The organism is Paenirhizobium daejeonense (assembly GCF_014280875.1).
Taxonomy (GTDB): Bacteria; Pseudomonadota; Alphaproteobacteria; order Rhizobiales; family Rhizobiaceae; genus Allorhizobium; species Allorhizobium daejeonense.
Genome location: NZ_JACLAL010000017.1, coordinates 1 through 17407 on the forward strand (window position 1 = coordinate 1; position 17407 = coordinate 17407).

Annotated in this window: 15 protein-coding genes and 2 pseudogenes; 12 read left to right on the plus strand and 5 right to left on the minus strand. The window is 60.0% G+C overall.

Features of this window, described 5'->3' with window-relative positions; genetic code table 11:
* Positions 1-156: 156 nt before the first annotated feature.
* The gene (locus H4I99_RS24025) at positions 157-960 is read right to left on the minus strand and encodes a helix-turn-helix transcriptional regulator (RefSeq protein WP_233290900.1); all 804 of its coding nucleotides are present in this window, start codon (positions 958-960) and stop codon (positions 157-159) included.
* 208 nt (positions 961-1168) lie between these two features.
* Here H4I99_RS24025 and H4I99_RS24030 point away from each other — a divergent pair, with 208 nt between their 5' ends.
* The 11 genes and pseudogenes from H4I99_RS24030 to H4I99_RS24075 all read left to right on the plus strand — a co-directional run bounded on the left by H4I99_RS24030 (position 1169) and on the right by H4I99_RS24075 (position 13014).
* Positions 1169-3184 carry a N,N-dimethylformamidase beta subunit family domain-containing protein gene (locus H4I99_RS24030; RefSeq protein ID WP_163906351.1) on the plus strand — a complete coding sequence of 672 codons (2016 nt, stop codon included), beginning with the start codon at positions 1169-1171 and terminating at the stop codon, positions 3182-3184.
* Between the two features lie 50 nt (positions 3185-3234).
* The gene (locus H4I99_RS24035) at positions 3235-4230 is read left to right on the plus strand and encodes an ABC transporter substrate-binding protein (protein WP_163906353.1); all 996 of its coding nucleotides are present in this window, start codon (positions 3235-3237) and stop codon (positions 4228-4230) included.
* Between the two features lie 50 nt (positions 4231-4280).
* The gene (hutC, locus tag H4I99_RS24040) at positions 4281-5009 is read left to right on the plus strand and encodes a histidine utilization transcriptional repressor HutC (protein ID WP_163906355.1); all 729 of its coding nucleotides are present in this window, start codon (positions 4281-4283) and stop codon (positions 5007-5009) included.
* A 105-nt stretch (positions 5010-5114) separates the two neighbouring features.
* A complete protein-coding gene (locus H4I99_RS24045) occupies positions 5115-5918 on the plus strand; it encodes an ABC transporter permease (RefSeq protein WP_163906357.1) in 804 nt (267 codons plus the stop codon).
* On the plus strand, positions 5918-6694 hold the full coding sequence (locus tag H4I99_RS24050; protein WP_163906359.1) for an ABC transporter ATP-binding protein: 777 nt from the start codon (positions 5918-5920) through the stop codon (positions 6692-6694). Before H4I99_RS24045 ends, H4I99_RS24050 begins: the two co-directional genes overlap by 1 nt.
* 47 nt (positions 6695-6741) lie before the next feature.
* A complete protein-coding gene (ggt, locus tag H4I99_RS24055) occupies positions 6742-8271 on the plus strand; it encodes a gamma-glutamyltransferase (RefSeq protein WP_233290899.1) in 1530 nt (509 codons plus the stop codon).
* A 3-nt stretch (positions 8272-8274) separates the two neighbouring features.
* Positions 8275-9558 (plus strand): NAD(P)/FAD-dependent oxidoreductase, encoded by a 1284-nt coding sequence (locus H4I99_RS24060; protein WP_163906363.1) that lies wholly within the window; start codon positions 8275-8277, stop codon positions 9556-9558.
* A gap of 11 nt (positions 9559-9569) precedes the next feature.
* Entirely contained in the window at positions 9570-10913 is a 1344-nt protein-coding gene (hisD, locus tag H4I99_RS24065; protein ID WP_163906365.1) for a histidinol dehydrogenase, read from the plus strand.
* Positions 10914-11287: 374 nt separating this feature from the next.
* Positions 11288-11485, plus strand: a pseudogene (locus H4I99_RS24620) (bile acid:sodium symporter); the annotation flags it as partial.
* Positions 11486-11979: 494 nt separating this feature from the next.
* Positions 11980-12111, plus strand: a pseudogene (locus tag H4I99_RS24625) (integrase); the annotation flags it as partial.
* 151 nt (positions 12112-12262) lie between these two features.
* Positions 12263-13014, plus strand: a protein-coding gene (locus H4I99_RS24075; RefSeq protein ID WP_244625291.1) for an IS5 family transposase whose coding sequence is annotated in 2 segments (ribosomal slippage) — positions 12263-12590 and positions 12590-13014 — 753 coding nt in all. Because the reading frame shifts where the segments join, the coding sequence is not laid out codon by codon here.
* 45 nt (positions 13015-13059) lie between these two features.
* On the opposite strand, the gene H4I99_RS24080 is transcribed toward H4I99_RS24075, so the two are convergent.
* Both H4I99_RS24080 and H4I99_RS24085 read right to left on the minus strand, forming a co-directional pair.
* Positions 13060-13473, minus strand: a complete 414-nt coding sequence (locus tag H4I99_RS24080) for a helix-turn-helix domain-containing protein (protein WP_163906367.1) — start codon at positions 13471-13473, stop codon at positions 13060-13062.
* Positions 13457-13780 (minus strand): hypothetical protein, encoded by a 324-nt coding sequence (locus H4I99_RS24085; RefSeq protein ID WP_163906369.1) that lies wholly within the window; start codon positions 13778-13780, stop codon positions 13457-13459. The genes H4I99_RS24080 and H4I99_RS24085 overlap by 17 nt, the downstream gene beginning before the upstream one ends.
* 416 nt (positions 13781-14196) lie before the next feature.
* Between H4I99_RS24085 and H4I99_RS24090 the strand changes: the two genes are divergently transcribed.
* Positions 14197-14415, plus strand: a complete 219-nt coding sequence (locus H4I99_RS24090; RefSeq protein WP_163906371.1) for a hypothetical protein — start codon at positions 14197-14199, stop codon at positions 14413-14415.
* Between the two features lie 8 nt (positions 14416-14423).
* Here H4I99_RS24090 and H4I99_RS24095 read toward each other — a convergent pair whose 3' ends face one another.
* Together H4I99_RS24095 and H4I99_RS24100 are read right to left on the minus strand one after the other, a co-directional pair.
* On the minus strand, positions 14424-16994 hold the full coding sequence (locus H4I99_RS24095; RefSeq protein ID WP_163906373.1) for a relaxase/mobilization nuclease domain-containing protein: 2571 nt from the start codon (positions 16992-16994) through the stop codon (positions 14424-14426).
* Complete coding sequence (locus H4I99_RS24100; RefSeq protein ID WP_163906375.1) at positions 16984-17352, minus strand: plasmid mobilization relaxosome protein MobC; 369 nt, start codon at positions 17350-17352, stop codon at positions 16984-16986. The genes H4I99_RS24095 and H4I99_RS24100 overlap by 11 nt, the downstream gene beginning before the upstream one ends.
* Positions 17353-17407 lie beyond the last annotated feature (55 nt).

Consider the following 17407-nt stretch of genomic DNA (forward strand, 5'->3'; position numbering starts at 1 on the left):
ACGGATGGATCGAAGACTATAATGAAATCCATCCACACTCAGCGCTGAAAATGGCCTCCCCAAGGGAGTTCATCAAAGCATTGTCTCAATAGCTGATCTGTCCGGCGAAATGGGGGGCACTCCACCCTACAACAGGAATCGAAAGCGTTGTTGTTGCTATTTCGCAATGTTTGCTCTTCCCAACATCGGCATGAAGAGGCCAAAGAGTTCGGCTTGAGAAGATATGTCACACCGGCGATAGAGCTGTTTTCTAAACACTTTGACCGTTTCAGTACTCACCCCGAGCTGAGACCCGATGGAGGGCGATGAATGACCTTGCAAGATCAGGAGCGCGACTTCAGCCTGTCGGGTGCTGATCGAGATGCCATGATTGCCCTTTAGTTCCTCGCGCAGACTGTCGGCCAAGGACGTCGCACGAGGAATGGTAAGATGGGGCGCGTCGAGAGCGTTCCAGTGTGCCTTGAGGACCGCCATAATGACCGACTTGTGTTTTCGAAGGCCCTCTTCGGCCTTTTGCGAAAATGTGCTTTCGGAGGAGGAATCCTTACCCATTGAGATCGTGATGGTCGTGTTACGGGAAACGGGCAGGATCACGGAGATCTCATCAAAAATCCCGATCCTGCCATAGTACCACTTATAGTAGCGGCTGCTGCGGAACTGGTCCGGCGCGACATCGAGAAGACGGTATAGCCCAGCGTCACCCCGTCTTAGGTGGAAATGGTAGACCGGGTCCAGAAGGTAAGCCCCCGACAGATACTGCTCATCGACGAACCTGAACACGTCGGGTCCATAGTGCCGCGCGTGGGCGATATGGGGAACGTTCGTTCCCACGAAAATGACAACAATCACATTGTCGAATTCCAGGCATCCTCGCAGGTACTCACACATCGAAGGATAGAATTGTTCGGAGCCTACCCCTTCAATAGCCGCCGCAAGGTTGTCGAGGACGGAGAATCTCATCAACTATACCCCCATCGGGTTATATGCCCCTCCAAAGGATGGTTTAGTGTCAAAAACTACAGGTGGAAGGGTTATAGATGCAAGCTCGGCAGCACGAAAAGCCGAAAATGGCGCTGATCGCGTAAGCGAAGCATCCGAGATTGTATAGACAGGCCTGCACAACCCACGGAAGGCGCGCCTAAAAGCGCCAGTAAAAGAGGGTGACACAATGCGAAAACCGCTGAACCATTCAGCAATGCCTGTTGCTGGCTATATCGAACCCTGGAGCGCCAAGGCCGGCGCCTCGACCCAAGCCTATGTCTCGTGCGTCGATCCCGACGCGTCTTTTCGTATCGTGTCCCTAGACAGGGACGAGCAGGAAGTGTTGACTTGGAACCTCCACAACCTTTCGGGCAAGCCGAAGGTTCGAGACTTCTCCCTTGGCTCGTGGGTTGAGCTGCCCGTGCTACCCGAAGCCGAAATAGCGGACTATGTTTTCCGCCTTGAATTTCGGCCGACGCAGAACGAAACGCGCAAGACCATCTGCATTCTCGGCAATTTCAGTGTCACGATTGACGAAGATGGGCGACTGGACGTCAAGGCGGCGGAAACAATTCACGCCTTTACCAATGTCACCAACGAGTGCTGGTATGAGCTGTCCATTTCCAGCTCGGCCGACGGCGTCGGCGTAACGCTCGTGGACCTGGCGCAGCAGCTCGAAATAGCGCGTGCGGATTTCCCCGGCGCTGGCCTCCCTTCTGGCCATATCGGCATCGGGTCGGACGGACGCGGGGAGACAAAGTCGTTCAACGGGCGCATCGGCAGGATTTCGCTCGACACCGCCGGCCGGCACTATTCCTGGCACTTCCCGACCCGTGGGCCCGTAGAGCGTCTTGGCGCGGTCGAAGATGGCGAAGTTGCGCTGACAATCCACAACATGCCGACATTCTGCGTTGCATCAGCGCGGTTCACATCCGAAGTACATGATCCTCGGCTCGAACCCTCGCATTTCGATGCCATTCACCTGCACGACGACGATTTCGGCGGTTTCGACTGGTCTGCGGACCTGATGATCGAAATCCCGGCAGACGCGCGCGCCGGCGTTTTCGCCTTGGAAGTAACCACGAAAGAGGGCGTCGAGCGCCTTCCATTCTTTGTTCGGGCGACGAGGCCCGAAGCAACGATCGCGTTCCTCGTCCCGACCTCAACCTATCTTGCCTATGCTGACGAACGACTTCCGCCGGTCCGCTATCCCTGGCATGGATCGGATCGCGGCCATCTCTTCTCGCTCGACAACGGCTTCCTGTGTCTCTACGACGTCCACAGCGATCTCAGCGGCGTTAGTCTGACATCTGCACGCCGTCCGCGCGCGACATTGCGCGACGACTACCACTATCCGCTTTCCAATTGCCCGCATCTGCTGCCGGTCGATCTTCAACTCCTGAAGTTCTATGCGCGCGAAGGCATAGACATCGAAGTTCTGACGGATCGCGACCTGCATGACGACGGATATGCGGCGGTTTCCGGCTACAAAGGCCTACTGACGGGAAGCCACCCGGAATACTGGTCCTCGGACATGATGAAGGCGTTGGATCACTATCTCGATGCGGGAGGCAACCTAGCCTATCTCGGCGGAAACGGCTTTTACTGGGTCGTTGCCTACCAGGGCGCGACAATGGAGTTGCGTCGGATCAAGAGCGACATCTGGAGTGGCCGTCCGGGTGAAGCGCACATGTCGATCACTGGTGAGCCAGGCGGCAACTGGGAGGACCGCGGCCTCAGGAATCCGCAATCCTATCTCGGCGTCACCTACCTGATTATGAGCTTCGGTCCGGCCCGGCCTTACCAGAGGCTCGAAGGCAGCTTTGCGCCGGAATATGGCTGGCTCTTCGACGGCATTTCCGCCGCTCCGATCGGAGACAGCGGAACGGTCCTTGGCGGCGCGGCCGGCTACGAGATCGACGCTGTCGTCCGCTCGCAGGAAACACCGAAGAATCTGGTGCGGCTCGCCACCGCGGACGGCTTCGACGACAGCTTCCAGGTCCGTCCAGATGTCTGGCTTGCCGACGGCAATGTCGAAAGAGAGACGCTGCGCCGCGCGGATATGACAATCTATAGCCACGCCGGCGGCGGGCAGGTCTTTTGTACGGGGTCCGTGGCGTGGATTGGCGCTTTGCCCAAGCCGGGCGAAAGCAACAACGTCGGACAAATCATGAAGAACCTCGCAGAAGGGTTCGGCCGATAACCTGTCGGGGTGGAAACCTCCTCAAATCGCAACAATAGAAAGGGAACGACATGATCAACATTTCTCGACGCAGCATGCTTGCACTGATGGGCGGGGCGCTCGCAACGCCCTACCTCATCACCTCCAAGTCAAACGCCGCTCCGGCGGTCGAGCCCGGCATCTTCAAGATGTCCATCCAGCCGTGGATCGGCTATGGCATGTGGTATGTGGCCCAGGACAAGGGAATCTTCGCGGCCAACGGGCTCGAAGGGGTCGAATTCATCCCCTACACGGAAGACGCCGCCAATCTGGCAATTCTCGCCAGCGGCGAGATCCAGGGCACAAACAGCGCCACGCACAACGTGCTGCAGCATCTCCAGGAATCGCCCGACTACCATATTGCTCTGATCGAGGACTACAGCACGACGGCCGATGCGATCGTCAGCCCGAAGAGCATCAACTCGGTCGCCGACCTCAAGGGAAAATCCATCGCTTTTGAAGATGGCACGACCAGCCACCTGCTCATCGCCGACGCCCTCAAAAAGGCGGGCTTGAAGCTGAGCGATCTCAACTGGACCAATACGCCGGCATCGCAGGCCGCGGCCGCCGTACTCTCCGGCTCGACGGACGCGATGGTCACCTATGAGCCCTATATCTCGACCGCCCTCAAGGCCGATCCCAACCTCAAACTCCTCTATACCGCCGCTGAAAATCCCGGCCTGATCAGCGATTGCTTCGTCGTAACGACGCGGACCCTGAAGGAACGGCCCGGCCAGGTGCGCGCGATGGTCAAGAGCTGGGGCGACGCCGTCGAGCTTTACAACAAAAACCCTCAGGAATGCCAGGCGATTATCGCCAAGGGCGTCGGTTCCGATCCGAGCGAGCTGGGCACGACCTTCGAGGGCGTTCACTATTATTCCCTCGAAGAAAACAAGGCTCTGCTGACCGGCGAATACGCGACGAAGACCTTCCCGGCGGTGAACGCCGCCGCCTTGGAACTTGGCCTGATCAAGAAGACGTTCGAGGCCAAGGATGTCATCGACACGACGGCTCTTATGTCCCTGTGATCTCTGATGGACGGCCCTGCGGCGAACGCAGGGCCAACCGGGGCAGCAAAATGCGTCACGTACTCGATCGTAATGTTCCACTTCCGCTCTACCAGAAGATCAAGGATCACATCCTTGACCAGGTAAAGCGTGGCCAGCTCAAACATGGCATGAGGGTTCCCTCCGAAAGCGAGCTAGTCGAACGCCTCGGCGTGTCGCGCATGACGGTCCATCGGGCGATGCGAGAGCTTTCCGAAGCAGGTGTGGTCGATCGCGTCCAGGGAATCGGAAGCTTTGTCTCGGCGCCTCCGGCGCGGACGGAACTGATGGAACTGAAAGACATTGCCGACGACATCAAGGCGCGTGGCAACGTCCACTCGCAGAAAATCAAGATCCTCGAAACCACCAATGCTACGGCGGAACAAGCGGCATATTTCGATATGCCGCGTGGTTCTCGCCTGTTCCATTCGATTATCGTGAACTACGAGGACGAAGTGCCTGTACAGGTGGAGAACAGACTGATCCGGCCGAGCTTCGCTCCCGGCTATCTCGGGCACAACTTCCTGACCGTTCCATCGACACGTTATCTGCGCTCGATTGCAGATGCGACGAAGATGGAACATTCGGTCTGTGCATCGATGGCCGACGACCAAGTCTGCGAGTTCCTGGAGTTTCCCGAGCCCCGAAGCGTCATAATCCTGACGCGTCGAACCTGGGTCGGCGAACTGGCGGTCAGCCGAAGCGTGTTCACATATCCCGGCGATACCTGCGCCCTTGTCAGTTGCCGGACGATGGAGTGAACGATCGCCGCGGCGAGGTCCGCCGTGGCCAGACATGTACGTACAAATCTATGCAGGCGCGTCATTGCGCCTGTGATCCTCCAATCGAACGCGCAAGGCAGTCCTATGGCCAAGCCCCGAAAAAAATCCATCCTCAGCATGCAAGCTGAGATCTCACCATCAACCTACCTGATCATTTCGATCTGCTCGTTCGCACTCTTTTTCGCGGTCTGGGCGCTGATCGTACAATCCGGCCTCGTCCGGCCGATCTTCCTTCCCTCTCCCGTGGCGATCGTCGCGCGACTATGGGCGCTTGGCGCAGACGGCACGCTTTTTTCAGACATTGCCGCAAGCGTCTATCGTATCGGTATCGGCTTCATCGCCGCATCGGTGACGGCGCTCGCCGTCGGCGTGCTAATCGGAAACTACAGGTTTTGGGATGCGGCCATTGAGCCGTTCCTCGACTTCATCCGCTACATGCCGGTCGTCGCATTCGTGCCCCTGACGATCCTGTGGACAGGTACGACCGACACCCAGAAGTTCCTGGTGATCTGGATCGGCACGTTCTTCCAGCAGGCCTTGATGTTCATGGACAATATCAAACGCGTCCCGCCCGATTTTATCGGCTTCGGCCGGACGGTGGGTCTGAGCGATACGAAGATCGTAACGAAGATCATCCTGCCTTCGGCCGCGCCGCAGATCTGGGACACGCTGCGCATTTCGCTCGGTTGGGCCTGGACATGGGTGGTACTGGCCGAGCTTGTCGCTGCCAGCAGCGGCCTTGGCTATCGCATCACCGTCGCTCAGCGATATTTCCAGACCGATACCGCCATCGGCTACATCGTCGTGCTCGGCGTTCTCGGGCTTATCAGCGACCAGATCATGAAGTTCGCGGGCAAGCGCATGTTCCGCTACGAGGCAAAACACTGATGGAAAAGCTTCTCATCCGCGACCTGACGAAGACCTTTCCGGCCGGGCGCTCTAACAAGGACCGTATCACCGTCCTTGACAACATCTCGCTGACGATCCGCGAAAACGAGTTCGTTTCGCTGGTCGGCGCCTCCGGCTGCGGCAAGAGCACGCTGCTGTCGATCATTGCCGGATTGCAATCCCATGACAATGGCGACCTCAAGGTCGATGGAAACGACATCCTCGGACCCGGCGCGGACCGCGGCGTCGTCTTCCAGAGTTACACGCTTCTGCCTTGGCTGACGGCCCGCAAGAATGTCGAGTTCGCACTGGAAGCGACGGGGCATTCCAAATCCGAGATCGGCGACATCGCCATGAGCCACCTGAAGCTGGTGGGCCTGGAACCGTTCGCCGAGCGTTTTCCCGCACAGCTCTCGGGCGGCATGAAACAGCGCGTCGCCATCGCGCGTGCGCTTTCCTACAAGCCGAAGCTTCTGTTAATGGATGAGCCCTTCGGCGCCCTCGACGCGCTGACCCGGGTGCAGATGCAGGAATTGCTCACCGACGTCTGGGAACGGGAAAAGCTGACCGTGATCTTCGTCACGCATGACGTAGAGGAAGCCGTCTTCCTCTCCGACAGGATCTTCGTCATGGCTTCGAATCCCGGCCGCCTCAAGAAGATCTACGACGTCTCGCTGCCGCGCCCGCGCACGCCCGATACCCCTCGCTTGCCGGAGTTCGCGCAGCTTCAGGCCGAGGTCCTCGGCAGCATTCGCTCGGAGATGCGCGACCGATGAGAGATTTCCATTTTCCCGGGCGGTCAGTGGTCCGCGGCCAGGAATGCATGGTCGCCACCGCGCATCCCGCAGCCTCTGCCGCCGCGTTCGGGATCCTGCAGTCGGGCGGGAATGCTGTTGATGCCGCCATCTGCGCCGCTGCACTTCTCGCGGTGGTGGAACCCCAAGCAAGCGGTGTCGGAGGCGACAGCTTCGTCCTCGGCCACGTGTCTGCCAAAGGAAAAACCTTCGGCCTCAACGGATCGGGAAAAAGCGCCGGCACGATGACGGCCGATGGCCTGCGCGCCCTGGGCTATACGGGAATGCCGCTCCGCGGCGCGCTATCCGTCACCTGCCCGGGGGCGGTGGACACCTGGGTGCGTCTTCATGCCGATCACGGCAGCCTTGACTGGGACAAGCTGTTCCAACCAGCCATCAAGGCGGCGACCGGCGGCTACGTCGTTGCCGACCGCGTGGCGCTCGACTGGAAAGCCTTTGAAGCGGCACTGACTACGACGCCGGAAACGGCCGCCCGGCTCTTGACGGATGCGCGCGCCTTCCGCGCCGGCGAGATTCATCGGCAGCCCGAGCTTGCATCGACACTGTGCGAGATCGCAGCGAAAGGCCGGGACGGGTTCTACCGCGGCTGGGTGGCGGACGACATCGTGGCGACGCTCGCGCAAGGCGGCTCGTCCCTGTCGCACGGCGACCTCGACGGAACTTCGTCCTTTTATGTCGACCCGTTGAGCGTCGACTACAAGGGGTTCCAGGTTCTGCAGCTCCCGGCAAACAATCAGGGTGCGACGGCCCTGCTTCTCCTGAACATTCTCAAGCACCTACCAAAAACCGACTACTTCAGCGCGGAACGGTTCCATCTGCTCCTCGAATCCGCGCGGCTGGCTTACCGGGAACGTGACCGTTCGATCGGTGACCCTGATCACACCAATGTCGAACACTGGCGCTTCACGAACGATGCCTACGCTGCCGACCTTGCGGCCATGATCGATCCGGAGAGAACCACCAGGGAATTCGGCGAGCCGGTCACGCGCAAATCCGACACCACCACCATCTCAGTGGTGGATGGTTCCGGCAATGCGGTGACGCTGATCAATTCGCTCTACCACCATTTCGGCAGTTGCGTTGTGGCGCCGAGGTCCGGCGTTCTGCTTCAGAACCGCGGCAACGGTTTCAACCTGATACCAGGCCATCCGAATGAGTTCGGCCCTGGAAAACGTCCGCTTCACACAATCATGCCCGGTATGACGCTGAAGAACAGAAAGCCTTCCCTGGTCTACGGCGTCATGGGCGGGGACTATCAGGCGATCGGTCATGCGCAGCTCATTACCAACATCGTCGATTTCGGTCTTGACGTACAGGAAGCTATCGACCTGCCGAGGACCTTCCACTTCAAGGGATTTGCCGAAGTCGAACGTTCCATGCCCGCTCATATCGTTGAGGGTCTAACGAGGAGAGGACACAGCGTCCAGGTCGCACATCTCCCAATCGGCGGGGCGCAGGCCATCTTGATCGATCCGCATCGCGGCACGCTTGCGGGAGGGTCGGACCCTCGCAAGGATGGCATGGCAATCGGGATGTGATGGATGAAGGGCTCAGTCGCAATCGTTGGATCGGGTGTGATCGGTACAGTCACCGCCATCGAGCTTAACCGAATCGGTTACGATGTCACGCTGATCGACCGAGAAGAACCTGGCAGCAGTGAGGCTGCGAGCTCCGGTAACGGCGGTTGGCTTTGCCCTGCCTCCATCATTCCCGTTTCCGTTCCCTCGCTGATATGGCGCCTGCCATCTTTTCTTTTCGGAAAGTCAGCGCCCCTCAGCGGCAACGTTGGCTTTGCCATCCGCAATGCAGGCCATTTTGCCCGGTTCGTAAACTCCGGGCTTACGCACAATCGGGTTCGTAATAAAGCGACCGCGCTCTCAAGCCTGCTCTCCGATACAATGGCACGGCACCAGGCTCTCGCAAAGGAGGCCGGCCTGCAACATCTGATCAGAGGCGATGGCCTCCTCTATACTTACAGCAGTGAGCGTGCCTTTCGCCGGGATCTATGCTGGTGGAACCTGCGGCGCGACCTTGGCGTGAATTGGACCTTCCTTGACGGCAGGACGCTCCGCACGGAAGAGCCGGGCATTGAGCGCGCTTGCTTCGGCGCTGTGCTGGTCACAAACGCCGGCCACTGCATTGACCCCGCAGGTTACGTTAGAGGACTTGCCGACCACGCCCGTCGACGTGGCACCAATTTCATCAAGGCCGATGTTACCAGACTGATCCACAGTGGGCAAAGACTTGCGGGATTCGAAACGTCGAAGGGGATGTTTGCGTTCGATGCGGCTGTGATTTGCAGCGGCGCACATTCGCGGCCTCTCGCACAAGAGATCGGCGATGACCCGCCCTTGCTCGGCGAGCGGGGCTACCATGTTACCCTGCGTGACGGCCAACGATTGAGGCGACCCGTTATGTTCGATGACGCATTGATGGTCGCAACCCCAATTGTCGATGGCACCCGTCTGGCCGGCCAGGTCGAGATCGCCACACCCGGAAGTCCGCCCGACTGGTCGCGCGCGCAGGCTCTACTCGATCTCGCCGGCGGATACCTCGGGGGGCTTCCCGCAAACATCCGGCAATCTGGGGTCTCTGTCTGGATGGGTCGCCGGCCAGCTATCGCCGACGAGCTTCCTGTTATCGGACGCGCGACGAATGTAGAAAACGTGCATTTCGCATTCGGCCACGGCTTTACGGGGCTGGGCGCCGCGCCGGCTACCGCTGAGCTCGTGCGACACTCCCTACAGTCCGGGCGAGCCACAAGCCCAAAGGACGCACCTTTTTCCCCTCAACGCTTTCCCGTGCGCACAAGCCGCGCCCTTTAAGGAGAAATGCTATGTCCGACAGTCCTGTTTCGATCCACAAGCTTGATCAATTGAACGAAACCGAGCGCAAAAATCTCTTGCAGCGCACGGAAAACGACCTGAGCACCTTCATGGACAAGGTGATCCCGATCATCGAAGCCGTTCGATGCGATGGCGACAAGGCGCTTGCCGATTTTGCGAACAAGTTCGACAAGTCCCCGATCACCGCGGACCAGATTCGAGCGACACCTGAAGAATTCGCCGCCGCCCGTGCGTCCGTCGATCAGGAATTGATCGAAACGCTGAAATTTGCGGCAGGAAACATCCGCCTTTTCCACGAAAAGCAGATGCCGGAAACGTTGGCCCTGCATGAGACGCATGCCGGTGTTCTCGTCGGCGACCGCTGGAACGCTATCGACTCCGTCGCGTGCTATGTGCCTCGCGGCAAGGGCTCCTTCCCCAGCTCGGTGCTGATGACGGCGATTCCTGCGAAGGTGGCTGGCGTCAAAAAGGTTATTGTCATCACCCCGCCCGGCCCGGATGGAACTGTCGATCCCGCCACCCTGGTCGCCGCCGAGATTGCCGGGGTGTCGGACGTATTCAAGTGCGGCGGCGCACAGGGCATTGCCGCCGTTGCTTACGGAACGAAGACGGTTCCCAAATGTGACAAAGTTGTCGGTCCCGGGAGTCCGTGGGTTGTCGCGGCAAAGAAGCAGCTGTCATCGGTCATCGATCCTGGAAGCCCGGCGGGGCCTAGCGAACTGATCATCTTCTCGGATGGAACCGTTCCGCCTGAGTTGGTCGCACTGGATCTGTGTGTGGAATCCGAACATGGACCCGACTCTTCCGTGTTCTTCGTAACCGACAACGAAGAGTTCGCACGCGCGGTCGCTTCGCATGTGCCCAGCTACTGGTCGCAGATGGGGGATGTTCGCGCGCAATATTCCAGGACGGTGTTGACCGGCCAGCGGGGTGGTATCGTCGTCGCCGGCACGCGCGAGGAAGCCTTCGCCTACGTCAACGACTACGCTCCCGAACACCTCGCGGTCCTCGCCGACAACGCCTGGCAATACCTAACCCGCTTCGAACATGCGGGCGAGATTCTCCTCGGTTCGCATTCGGCGATCAGCGTCGCCAACTTTGTCCTGGGACCGAGTCACGTTCTCCCAACGGGTGGGGCCGCGAAAACGACCTCCCCTCTGGCGGTCTTCGATTTTCTAAAGCGTACGTCAATCGCTTCCCTGACCGAAGGCGCCTATCAGGGATTCGCCGCCCATGCCGAACGGCTCGCAAGGTACGAAGGTTTCGACGGCCATGCCAACGCGGTCTCAGCAATCCGGAACCAGGCGCTTCGCTCGCCTGCAAAATCTGTCTGACGCGACCGGACCAGCCGAGTCGACAAGAGGCCCTGGAAAATCACAAATCAAGATCTCGCGTACTGGGCTGCGCGAGGTCATAGCCACGGTTTCCGACAGGATCGGACGTCGAAGACAAACCAGAGGACGCGGCCTCACGCGAAACGCCTCGTGCCCGATCCATTCACCATGCTGCTCGCCTCGCTGCTGCCGATTTCCGGCGATCCGGTGGATTGATTCGGCATCGCCACCAACCTCGCGATCGCACTCCTGCTTGGCCTTGAGCTCGACCTGTTCTCGCCCTGATTGACCATCCACCCGATCTATCTCGGCTGCTCTTCCTCTGCGTGCTGCCGTGCACGGTGCAGTCGTTCATCGCATTCACCTCGACTTCCGGAGGCAAATTGCTCGGGTCCGACCGGAAAGACCGCATCACCGCCGTCTTCTGAGGTTCAAAGAAGAGCCTTGGCAGCGGGGTTCCCATGGCGAGTGTCATCTTCGCCGGCCAGTTGATCGGCGCCATCGTACTGCCGCAAATGCTTTTCCACCAGATCCAGCTTATGGTCAGCGCCTGGTTGGCGCGCGTCTATGCGGAGCACTGCAAGCCACCACCCGTTACGATAGACTTGATAGGGAACCGCCGCGTTGCTTTCTTTTCAGGTTGGGCGAGATGTTTCAGGTCACAGATAGCGCACTCGACCATATACATCCCAAAGCTGTTTGCGATCCGCTCCGACCGTAGAACGTTGTGCAGGCATATGCCAAAACTAACGCTGCATTCGCTGGGATGCTGCTCGAACCGACATGAAGCGAACTAGGAAATGTGCGATGAGGCAAATCCAGGGTGGCTTCCGGGAAAGCGCAACCCTAGAAACTCAACAATTTTATAGATAAGTCGAGAGGCTCATGTTGGACCTCGCCAACTGCGTTGATGGTGTCATCAGCAGCATTATAGATCTCTTCCACTTCGTCGACAAAGTGGTCGAGGTATGCCAACCATAGCGGATCGTCGATATTCTGGCAGAATACCGAGCGGATCATTAGGCCGAACTACGCTGCTCCGACGGCGATTGGGTCGTTCCATCGACTCGCCTCCTCTGCGGAAGTCGATGAGCGCCATGTGCAGAAGCAACTTGGCCACGCCTCGGCCGAAATGACGCGCCGCTACCAGCGCGGCCACGGTCGGTTTCGCGGTAACCTCCCAAAAGCCGCAGGATTGTGGAGGCAGCTCCACAGGCCCAAAACCCAAGAACCGCCCACACAGTCCCACGGATGCTTTTCCGAAGCCGCACTAGGGTCGAAACTCAATCAAGCGGTTGATCAAAATACCTCTTCATGATTCACTCTCTTCCTGGCGGGAGTTTTGGATCATGGCGGGAGAGTTTTGGCTTAATGACCAGCAGTGGGCGGTTATTGCCCCTTTGCTTCCAACCAACCAGCCCGGCGCTCATCGAACTGACGATCGCCGGGTCATTAGTGGAATCATTCATGTTCTGCGATCCGGCTACCGATGGCAGGACTGCCCAGCCTGCTACGGCCCTTCGACAACCGTCTACAATCGCTTCCACCGCTGGTCTGCCAAAGGAATATGGCGACGGCTGTTTGAGGCCTTGGTGCAAAAGACCGACCGAGACATTCATCTGATCGACAGCACAACCGCCAAGGCTCACCGTTCGGCTGCTGGCGGAAAAGGGGGGATGCTCAGGCAATCGGTCGCTCAAGAAGCGGCAGATCGACAAAAATCCATGCTGTTTTCGATAGTTGCGGCCGTCCGATCGCACTGAGGATAACGCCTAGACAACGCGGTGACGCTCCCATCGCCATCCCGCTGCTTGAGCCACTGCCGCCAAGCAGCTTTTTCGCTGCGGACACCGCTTACGATAGCGACGCTCTACGCGAATTTCTCAAAGCACGCCGCACTGAACCAGTCATTCCCAACAATCCGACCCGTAAGCGGATCAAGCCTTTCGACCCGGCCGCATATCGCCGCCGCAACATCATCCAACGCGCCTTTTGCCGCCTCAAGGACTGGCGGCTGATCGCCACACGATACGACAAGCTCATGCTGAACCCCGCAGCCACATGCCACATCGCAGCAATCGTCACATGGTGGCTCAATTGAGTCTGGAGCCTAAGGCCATTGCCCCCAGCCAGCAGCTTGCGCGATCTACGTGCCGGGATCGCTTCCACCGATATGAAATGTCGCCGCGAGCGCCGTGATGAGCCCAACGATCTTCCTGCGCATTTTTGGCGAACTGATCCGCGCGAACGCGACATTAAGATCCCGTCCCTCGTTGGTTTCGAGAAAGCTCACCAATTCCGAGCCAGTTGATGGGATCATGACCTCGATGCGCCCCGGTTCCGTTGGAAAGAAATAAGACGGCGGCACCCCGAACGCGTTCGCAACGACCGCCAATCGGCTTGAACTGATGCGGTTGGTCCCTTTCTCGTACTTCTGAACCTGTTGAAACGTCACGCCAAGAATGTTTGCCAGTCCATCCTGGCTCATGCCGAGAAGGCGACGTCTCGCCTTGATTTTTGCGCCCACTTCGACGTCGATGGGATCAGGTGTTTTCGCCATGTGCGCCCGCCCCCTCAACTGTTTCAATCACGTCGTAGCGCTTGACGATCGCTCCGACACCTTCGTTCAGGAGCGCAAGGACAGCGTCCATCGTTAGCGGGACTGTTTCGATGCGCTCAATATGCATCGACGGCACGTCCTGATCTCTTTCGTGAGAAACTTCGTCACGCACTGCTGCGACGGCCTTGCGGACATTTTCCATGGTGGCAAAAAACGTGTCTCGACAACCGTCATCTCGCCAGCGCGGTTCCTCGCGCGGGAAAACGAGCGAATAGGTGAAGAACGTGAAGGAGGGTGATGCTGACACTCGGTTTCCTCCAAGAGCAACTCGCGGTACGCCCCCGCTTCTGCTCTTTGACCCCTGGTGATCGGGGAGTTGGAAAACCGTGTACACACGATCCCCACGGCCTTTAGTTCGGAGAACCTGTTGCATACGCCGCAGGCTCCCCGACCATAAGGTCAAGGAGATAGTGCCGTTACAGGTCGGCACTCGTACCCGTGTACAAGGGTTTCCACGCCCTAAAGCAGCGCGTCACTGCTTCACCCGTGAGTTTAGGCGATCATACGGCGCGGTGCAAACGTTCCGAGCGGAAATGCCGAATGATTTCTAGCTGCTAAAACAGCCGAAGATGGTTCCCTCAATACCCGTCGAGCGATATGGCTGGGTTTCAGCATCAGGAAAACAGACGACGAGTTGTGCCGCCAAGAGCGAAAGTGAACGTCATGGACGAACCGACCGAAACGACGGCGATTTCGAACCGCAGCGACTATGCCTTGTGGGCAATCGAGCGGGCAAAGGCGATCGTTGCGGAGGAAGGCGGCACCCTCTGTCTTGCGGCGCGCGACCAAGGTGACGAGCAGATCGCTGCCGCGGCCAATGTTCTTGGCCAGGCCATCGTCGACGCCCTGCTGGAGGTTTTCGACGGCCTGACGCAGGAGTAAAGCGGGGTCTATCGCTCAGCGCCATCCCGGTCATTGCCGCGCTGGCGCTCCTGTTCGGCTTGCCGTAGGATCTGCTGGCGCTGTTCGTCCTGCGCGTTTTTGGCAGCGCCGGCCTGCTCGCGCGCGGCTCGGGCGGCACGTCCGACGGCGATCGCCTGCTGCTGAGCGGCAATGGCAGGATCGACATTCGTGGGCGTCGGACGATCGAGGGTCTGGCTGTCATCGACGCGAGCCGCCGTCGGCGTGCCCCCTCCCCCGCCGGCCTGCATGGTCGACGGCATCTGCTGCATTTGGATGTCCCGGCGCTGCTCTTCGAAAAGAGCCGCGATTTCCTTGCGCATTTCCTCAACCGCCTGGCGCTCGGCGCCACTGTCGACCATGCCTTCGAGGCGATCCATCGACTTGTTGGCGCGCGCAACGCGCTCGTCGAACTGTTCGAGCGATAGGGGCATGGCATTTTCCTTTTGCTGTTGAATCGATGCGATCAGGGTTCTGAATTCCGACAGTGGCTCGTCCGGCGGCGCAGCGGACCGCTCGGCAAAGGTATCGAATTTCCGCTGCAGCCAAGGCGACGGCGCACTGTGCTTCACGGAGCCGGCCGCCTCAACGACGACGGCGGCGCGCAATCCATGCGCCAGCAACCGCGTCTGAAAATCTCTGGCAACGGACCGTGTCTCGGAGCCGGGACCAAACTCGTCGTTCTGCTTGGCCAACTCGCGCTCGATCTTGCTGACGCTCGCAGTCGTTGGCGCCAGCACCTGGACGGATTTCCCCGCGATGAAGATCAACTTGGCGTCGACGCCGAAAGCCCCCTCGACAAGAACAGCCACCGTCTCGCGTTGCATGGCCCGTTCGACTTCCAGCCGGAGCAAAACGAAGCCGCTGGCACGCGAAGCAGCTTGCGGTGCATGAGTGGTCGCCGCGGCCGCGAACCTGTCGGCTGCCGCGATGACCGATGGCTTCGCCCCGGCCTGCTTCAGCGCGATGGCCGTCGCCTGCCATTTCGGGGCGAGCGCAAGGTTGCCGTTGGCGAGCGTCGCACGATCGGCAGCGCCTGCCCGCTTGCGCTCGACACGCTGATTGACCGCAGCGGACTTCAGATAACGTGGATCGGCGCGGCCGCGCTCATAGGCACCGGCCTGTGCCTGGCTATAAGGCCGCGTCGCCGCAACATCGGCGCGGCGTGTGGCGACCATGGCGATGCCGTGCTCGCGCGCCTTCGCCGCGAATCGCTCCCGCCATGCGTAGAGCTCCGGCTTGGTGAGCCGCAATGCCTTGCCGACATCGTCTCGCGCCGAGATCATCGTGTGGACATGCACATGCCCGGTATCGGGGTGGTGGGCGGTGATCCAGCGATGGCCTGCAACCTCTTCGCTGAGGAAATCACGAACGGCGCGCTTCATCGCTTCCGCACCCGTGCCGGCTCGGGCGGAGAAGATCACATGGAAGGCGTTGCGCGGTTCGACCGTGCGGATATCGGCCGACCATCCGCGCCAGATCCCATCGGCGACATCCTTTACCGCTGCGCCACGCTTGACGGCCTCGCCGGCGCTGGTGACGACGTACTTCTCAGTTCGGAGAAACTTCTCCAGAAAATACCGGCCCGATTTATCGGAAACCGCGGCGCCGACAATCCGCACCTCGGCCAGGACACCGGCGTCCGACATCCTGCCTGCGATTTCCGCCTCGGCTTTATCGAGCGTGCGCGCCGGCCCTTCATTGTTTTCGCGCGCCCTGAGCGCGCCTGCGATTTTCTTCGCAGGCAAGCTTGTCACGGCATAGACGGAGACCCTTCCGTCCTGATGGCGAGAATAGAGGAAGGGCTTGGCGCCGAAGGCCGCATTCAACGCATCGTGCAGTTCCTCGTCACTGACCGCACCCGCCAATTTGATCGACAGAGTGGCGACGGCGTCCAGGGCATAGGGTTCGCGAAACTCCGATAGCCAGCCCTGAAGGGCTGCGGCTCGTTCCTCGCGGCTGGCAATTACGACTCCGTCCTGGTCGAAGATCGGGATATCCGCCTTGCCCTTCTCACCGTTTTCCTTTTCGATTTCGCGGGTTCCCAGATAGGTCATCAGGCCGGCGGCCGACGCCCTGCTTGATACCGTCGACGTCACCTTGATCACCACGGGCTGCGCGCCGGCTGCGATCGCCGCCCGGCTTGTGCTCTCGGCCGAGGCCAGTTTCGCGGCGGACGGCCGATCAGCATGCGATGGGGTGATACCAGCCCCTTTGGTCGTTCCCCCTCCCCCGCCACCCGACCTTCGGAGCTCGTCATCCATCTCCGGCTTCGCGCCCGCACCAAGCGTCCCGACCAAGGCGATGATTTCGCGCGGCGCGGCCTGCGCCGGCTGCAGGATGGTGTTGATGGTCGTCTCATGGGCGGAGACAGCCGTCATTCGGCTCTTCCTGACGATACCGGAAGGCATGGACCGCTGCTGCGACGGCTCAGCCGCAATGGCAATCCGCATAGCCCCTGCTCGGCGGCGCCGCTCGTCTTCCTCGTCGAGAAGGGATTTTCCCCGCCGCACGGTAAAGCTCTCGATATCCCCGAGCAGGCTGGACCAGTCATAGGCCATGGCTGCCCCTCCTGCGCTCCTGCCGGCTGATCCGCAGCATCAGATCGACGTCCGCCCGCAGCCGGAAGACACCTTCGAGAAGGCGGCGCAGCGCAGCGTCGAGATGCGGTTCGTAGCCGACGCGCCCTTCATTCATGGCGCGGACGGCCTGATTGAGATTGATGCCGATGCGCCGAAGTTCCTCATTGGTGCCGCGCAAGGCCAGAGCTTCGGCCGGCCCGACCGGGAGCGGCAGACCGGCCTGGTCGCGAAACAGCAGCCGGATCACGTCGCTGGCGGTGCGATCGTCGCCGCAAAGATCCGCCAGAGCTTGCCGCTCCTCCGGCCTTAGACGGACCCTGACCACTTCACTGCGCATCGCTTTCCTTCCGCTTGCCGGGTTGCCGGAGGCGACCCCAGAGCGCCACCGGCGC